This window comes from uncultured Mailhella sp. (assembly GCF_944324575.1).
In the GTDB taxonomy this organism is placed as follows: domain Bacteria; phylum Desulfobacterota; class Desulfovibrionia; order Desulfovibrionales; family Desulfovibrionaceae; genus Mailhella.
Genome location: NZ_CALUWV010000167.1, coordinates 1 through 7,167, shown reverse-complemented (window position 1 = coordinate 7,167; position 7,167 = coordinate 1). Strand labels below are relative to the sequence as shown.

General features: G+C 53.9%; 2 protein-coding genes. Both read right to left on the bottom strand.

Annotated features, from left to right (window positions below):
• Window positions 1-210: 210 nt before the first annotated feature.
• Entirely contained in the window at window positions 211-1,389 is a 1,179-nt protein-coding gene (locus Q0J81_RS11060; protein ID WP_294447903.1) for a hypothetical protein, read from the bottom strand.
• A gap of 203 nt (window positions 1,390-1,592) precedes the next feature.
• A complete protein-coding gene (locus Q0J81_RS11055) occupies window positions 1,593-7,070 on the bottom strand; it encodes a VWA domain-containing protein (RefSeq protein ID WP_294447902.1) in 5,478 nt (1,825 codons plus the stop codon).
• Window positions 7,071-7,167: the final 97 nt, after the last annotated feature.

Below are 7,167 nucleotides of genomic sequence, written 5' to 3'. Positions count from 1 at the left end.
CTACCCTCTTTCCCTACACGACGCTCTTCCGATCTGGCGACGTGCCACGGGAGTCGAAAAACGAAGGCCGTTTCGTTCGTGAGCCCTTGTTCCTCGCGGGCCGTTCCCTCGGGCAAGGCGCGACGAGACGACGACAAAACGACAATCCGCCGCGCCGCTCTGCCGGGCAGTCCCGCCAAAGTCGCCGGATTCAGGAGTGCTTGTCCGGGCTCAGTCCCCTGCTGCGGCGTTTCTGCTGTCCTCAAAGGCTTTCAGAATCTGCGCGATGTGCGCGCGCATGCCCTTCGCCTCGTCGTACTGTTCCACAATCAGCCGCCTTCCGTTCCTGCGTACAGAGTCAAAGGCATTCATGTCGTCAAGAACGCGGCAGATCGTTCTGAACCGTCCGGCAGGATCCTTCTCCGAAAAATCCACCGCCGTGTCATGGGTCAGCACGTCGCCGTCTTCGGCAAAGGGGGCCATGACCAGGCTTTCACAGCTCATGCTTTCAAGCACTTCCTGTATGAGCAGCGAGGATATTTCAGGAAAGACGTGCACGGTGCTGGAACTCAAAAGCGTTCTGTAGCGGTTCCGGTCGAGACCTCCGGCAATAAACAGGCGATGGCGCAGGTTTTCCGCAAGGGCTCCGTGCAGCGCTTCCCATTGCCTTCTGCATCCGTTGTTTCCGAACGACAGGGCAATGCGGCACGCCGGACGGTGCACGAGCAGCCCGAGCAGCATTTGCACCATCTGCTGGTTCACCGCGTCTTCGCCCTTCATGTGAAAGGTCAGAAGCTCGCCCTTCTCCTCCGGACGGGCGTCGGGGAAGAACAACGACAGATCAACGTGTCCGGGGGAGAAAAACGCCGTGTCCACCATGGGAGGGCATACCCGTATGACGGGATGGAGCAGCGGCGGAAAAAGACGCTTCTGCCCGGCGCTCTGCACAAAGCACACATTGCTTCGGACCATCTGACTGACCTGTATGTCCCGCATGGCCTGCATCCGGGCCGCCCTCTCTCTGGAATCGCCCCGGCTTCGGATGACGTCCGGGTAGAGCACGATGAACGCATCGGGAAAGGCGTGACGGAGAAACAGCGTCAGCCCGGCATGGAATCTGACCAGCACGATGTCGGGAACAAAGCCCGAATCCCGAAGACGGCAGAACGTCCGGCCGGCCTGAGCAGAGGCCTTGACGCTCTTTTCCCACTCCGCCTCATACCAGTCCTTTCCCGGCGGCACGCTTCCCCGGTCTATTTTCAGCCGGGCATGCATGATGCCCGGCGTGACCGCCTCCTGCCGGGGATAAAAAGACAGGAACATCACCTCGTTTCCGACCTCGGAGGCCAGTTGCGCGGGCATGATTCCGAATTGCCCCGGATAGCTGTCGTTGCAGAACAGAAACTTCATGTATCCTCACCGCGTCATCGTCTTTCCAATCATTATCCCCGCCGGCCCCGCAGGGCAATGCCTTCCGCATGAGTCTCGCGCAAAGGCACGCCGCACTCATGAAAACAGGGGGCGAAAGTCTGCCTTCCGCCCCCTGTTGTTTTTCATCCGGCAAGGCCGGGGGATGAGCGCCGCTCGGGCGTCGCCCCCCCTGCCTTCAATCATCAGCCGTTGGCATTGGCAATGTTCTGAACCGCCTGATCGACCACCTCCTGTATGCTGCTGTCGATGTGCACGGTAAGAGTAACACCCTCTATCTTGGTTGTTGCCGTTGCTCTATCAGCTGCCAGCGTCCAGTCTTCTCCCAGCGTCACGCTTGACTTGTCATCGTCATGATTGACGGTGATGCCGAAATCGCTCAGGGAAGTGAGGCCGAGCTTGTCGATGCCGTCTCCGGTAATGACAAGTTCAAAGCCGTTGACCAGAGGCTGACCGTCTGCCTTCTCGCTATGGCTTCCGAGAAGGTCGGTTATGGCACCTGTGAACTCGCTCTTATCCACAAGCAGCGCGTCTATGCCGCTGCCGCCGTCGATGAGGTAGTCGCTGTGGTCATAGACCACCACGTCGTCCCCGGAACCGGCGTACATGACATCCTGCCCGTCGCCGCCGTCGAGGTAGTCGTTGCCCGCGCCGCCGATGAGGATGTCGTCCCCGGCTCCGCCGAAGAGCTTGTCGTCACCGCCCATGCCAAGAAGCACGTCATTGCCCGAACCACCGAAAAGCTGGTCGTTGCCGTCAGCCTTATCAGTACCGGCAGCGCCGCCGCTGTCCAATCCTTCCAGCCAATCACTGAGCGTGTCGCTGCTGCCATGGATGGCATCCACTATCTGCTGCGTGGTGACCGAGGTATTGTTCTCCTGCGGCTCCAATCCGTACTTTTCAATAAGCAGGTCCAGAGTATCCTGCCCACCGCTGCCGGATGCCGCATCGCTGCCGTCACCGATAAGCAGGTCATCGCCGCCCTGTCCGAACAGAACGTCATTTCCCGTACCGCCCAGCAAAGCGTCGGGCTGATCGGGATTCTTGTCGTCCATGTTCACCACCAGGTTGGCGTTGATTTCCTCGGCATGCTCGTGCACATAGTCCAGCACTTCCTTGGTGGAGGGAACAGTTCCGAGCATGGCTGCCACATAGGTCGCCAGTGTCACTTCCTTTCCATGAAGGTACATTCTGGCCGCATCGCCGAACACGACGTCGTCTCCGGCGCTGGAGAAAATGGTGTCGGCCTTGGGAGCATTGTGGTTCTCCACATCCAAAGCCTGCTCCAGTTCATCGGGACTGCTGATGATCTGAGCCGCCCCATCGGAATCGTACCGATTCAACTCCTCACTATTCAGGGAACTATCATTTTTGTTGATACCGATGACATGGATAGATTCGCAATGTTCTTTAAGTGCATTGTAGGATTCTTCATTATCTTCAAAATAAATATCTCCTCCCTGACCATTACCTTTCAAAACACATTGTAGTGTACTGCCACTGACACCTTTTATCTTTAACCACCCATCATTGGTCAATTCAAGTGTATATTTATTTCCGTTTTGATCATATACGACTGTACCATCTGTCGCCCCTTTTGGAATCGTTACTTCATGATAATTACTACCTTTACCCCAACTTACCGTATCCTGATAAGAAAAAGACGGATTACCATCAGTTATAAAGTAACTTTTATTGATTGTATTTTCATTTGAAACTTCATTAAACCATTGTGACATGGCATAAAAAGCTGCATCATAATTTGTACCTCCACCAGTAGTAAACGAATTCTTCTCTATAAAGAGTTCTATATCATCATCTGTTGTATTCTTTGTTATTGTTATCTCAGTACTGCTTCGAACAACAGTATCAAAATCAATATACATGACATTGACTTGATGATTATCGCCAGCGGTAGCAAGCTGATCACGCATTCCCTTGAGCATATTGCTTATGGCTTCTTGTGCGGTATCAATATCGCTGTTACTGATACTGCTTGAGGTATCCAAGGCAATGGCAATATTATAATTGCTGCCTGTGGAGAATGTGTTTGTCGCGCCCTGAATAAGGTCGTCTCCCATGGAACCCGCGCCGGTATTGGCCGACACGTTGACCGTAACGGAAGCCGTATCCGTTGCGCCGTGGAAGTCCTGTACCGTATAATCGAACCCGATGGACTCGCTGTTCTCCCCGGTATTGGTTACCGTAATGGTTTCCTTCTCCCAGTCGATCGAAATCGTCGTTGTCTCGGAATAGCGTATGTCGGAGCAGTCAGCATTTGTCGTATAGACCGTACCGTTGATGGTGATGGAAGAAATCTCCATCCCGTCATTGACGGGCGCTGTGCTGTCATCATCACTGTCGTTCGTCAACAGTTCTTTGAAAGAAATAGTCAATTGAGCCTCGGGCTGATCCGTGGACTCCACTTCCTCCGAGATGATGACGTTGCTCGGCGTAAACACATCTTCCGTATGTTCTACTTCAACGGAGACTGTTTCATACCTTCCGGAACTCACCTCCAAATTGCCCTCAATGGCCAGACCGCCGCTCACGGTCAGCTTGATGTCTCCAGCCCCCCGATTGCCAATCGTGGCGTCTCCCGCCACATAGAGGAAACTCTTGATGGAAGCATTGCTGTCAACAGTCAAATCACCGGTGACGATGGTTACACAGGAAAGAGGCTCCCCCGCCAAATCAGAGGTCTTCAAATCCCCCTTGATATACAGCAGCAGGGAGTTGTGCGCAGCGTACTCTACTGCCTTCTGCAGATCTCCCCCGTCATAGACGTAGATGTTGGCAGCTCCCGCAAGCTGTTCCATGGTCAGCTTGTTGTCGCCAAGATCGGTAAAGACCTCACCGAAAAGAGCGTTGCGGCCGGCATAGACCTGGATGGCAGTATGCCCACCATGGTTATTGCCTTCTGCCCACTGGACATCGGTTTCATCGAGTTCAGAGCTTCCACCCACGGTGATCATGCTGCCCGGGAGCGTGGCGCTGGCGGAAGCAGATACAGTGCTGGTTTCTTCCACTTCCTTATAAATGGTGAAGGAGTCGTCCGTTGCCACAGGCGCGTCGTTGCTGACCGTGATGACGATATCCTTTACGACCGTATCACGATCGCCGTCCGTAGCGGATACGCTCAACGTGCCTTCAAAGCCTTCACCCACGGTGGTGGAGTCATATTCCACCTTGTATTCATACTGAGTGTTGCCGGAAGCGTCCGTCGCCCCCTGTACCACCGTTACCGTGTAATCATTTCCCTGATCCTGATAAACATAGGTGGGCTCGGTCGGCGTCTCTGTATGCGTCCAAGTGTAGACAGACTCGTCCTTGGAGACCTCAGGATCTCCATTCGCACTCCAGGATCCCCACCACTTTACCTGTTGCTGAACGCTCGTCTCGACATACGTTTCCGTAATGACATATCCGTCGTCAGTAATATAAGTTCTGGTCACTGCCGTCGTTGTTGTAACGTCACGGTAGGGTATAGGTATACCCCAATCATAGTACACTTCCCCCGTCGTTGTCTGCGGCTCTCCGCGCGTCTCCGTCGACGACACCTCTTCAACAGAAACGCCCTCCGGCCAACCTTCACCGGAAGTGGTTATCGTGGTTTGCTGACTCAAGGTATGTAAGTTGCCATCTTCATCCGTATAGCTGAATGTCGTACTCTGGGCGCCGTCCGCACCATGATTGACAGTGAACGTCCCTTCTACAATTCCCTCATGCGTATGCGCCGCGTGAACAGAAGCGGGATTCTCTGCGGTGATTACAGGCCCGTCGTCTTCAATGGTCACGGAGATGGCGCTGTCGGTGCTGTTGCCGGCAGTATCCGTCACCGTCACAGTAAAGCCGTCCGCGTTGTCGGCCTTTGCATCAAATGCATTGCTATCCTCAGGATGAGTAAAGGCCTTGTCCTGTGTGTAGGTGTACGTAACGGTGAGCGTCCCATCCGTCGCGTGAGCAGAAGTAATCGTCAAATGGCCATAAGTACTGCTCACGACAGCACTATCAAGCGCAATCGGCTCTCCTTCCTCTGAAACAAGGTTGCCTTCCCTGTCAAAATGAAGTGTCAGAGACTGGTCGTTCCGTCCTTCTATAACGAGCGTATAGGCCATTCCATTCAGATTCACGCTGAACGAGCCCGAATCCTCAGCCGTGACCCCATCACTGTCCGCAGGTTCTCCACTGCCTGCCGGCTGCCCGTCGGCAGAACTGATGTAACTTTCGTCGGTCGTCAGTGTAGCATCTTCGTCAGCAATGGTAATGACAGGATCAGTGACGAACTCCAATGCAATAACAGCAGACTGAACCATGGTGTCCCCGTCGCCGTCCTCGGTGATGAACTGCAGCTCAAACGTCGTCGACGAACCATCAGCTCCAACGACCTTGAACTCCTGATACTGCTCCATTTTCCAGGACCAGCCATCGCCGTCCTTTTCCAACGTGGCCGCGAACAGTTCTTTACCGCCTACCGTTGCGGTGAGTCGGGAGTTGCCCATGTCATCAATCATGACAGTGACAGTGGCAGATTTAGGCTCGTTGTTACCATCAAGAATAGAAAGGGAGTATGTACCGTCGGGCTGAGGGGAGAACATCTGCTCCATGGCGAACTGCACATTCGCCACGGCAAAGGCCTCGGCATAACCGTCGGCCCCCGATGCAACATCCAGCTCGCCGGATGCAACGGCAATAGCCGAAGGAGCAGTTACAAAGTCCACACCCTGAAGCGTAAAGCTGCTTTCACGGTCATTTTCTCCAAGAACTGCGGAAACGACCACCTTGTCGAAGCCACCCGCTATCAACTCTGTAGAATACGTAACCTTGCCCGTATTTGAAGGATCCACTTCTACACTGTCGACAAAGCGTGACTCCACGATCTCAGTGCCTCTGTAAAAGGTGATCAGCAGCTTTTCCGCATCTTCATCACCCTTATAGTTGGAATAGAACGCCCCGAAAGAAAGCTCTATGCCATAAGCAAGCTGGTCTCCAAGGTCGATGACAATGGCTTCGCTGGCATTGCCGTCAATGACGTTGGTTTCATAATTATCGTCTGCCCACCAAACATCATCATCAGCAGGGCTTGCAACCATGATGCCCCAGTCGGCGGCAGAGTGACCAGCAGTACTGGCATACTTGCTGTACTTCAGCGTATAGTCATCGGGGGTGGTCAGCTCCTTAACGGTGCCGTCAGCATTATAGGTCACCTTGCCGGCATAAATGGAAACGCCCTTCCATCCGTTCTCGGAGAGAATTGCAGAATCAACCGGCTTGTCGGCCATGCTTTCCGCTTTATTTTTCGCAGCTTCGACCTCTTTCGCATACTCTTCCAACGCCTGCTGATACTCTGGATCGGTTTCTCCTCCTTCATAATCCGAAACATTCGGCTTTTCCGGCATAACCGGAACAAAGGAAAACGCCTCGCCGCTGCCGAGGTTATTGACAGGCGTATCCGGCACGTCAGGCTCAGTGTCCGTGGTCACAGTCAGTCCCGGCCCATCGTCTTCGAAGGTAAGAACCAGATCGGTAGACGCACTGTCGCTGTCACCATCGGTGTCCGTCACCGTAAGCGTAACTTCAACACCTGTAATGGAAACAGTTTCATCATGATGTTCAGCTGTCGATCCTCCATGGGGATGAACAAGCGAGCCGTAGCCGGTCATATCAAGAGTAACGTTTCCGACATTGGATATGGTTATGTTGAAGATGACGGTTCCATTCTCATCTCCAGCCACACCACTGATCGAACCATCGTTATTT

Bases quoted from the DNA above. Each gene is read 5' to 3' on its own strand.
- Q0J81_RS11060 (WP_294447903.1), bottom strand. From the start codon at position 1,389: ATGAAGTTTCTGTTCTGCAACGACAGCTATCCGGGGCAATTCGGAATC.
- Q0J81_RS11055 (WP_294447902.1), bottom strand. From the start codon at position 7,070: ATGACCGGCTACGGCTCGCTTGTTCATCCCCATGGAGGATCGACAGCT.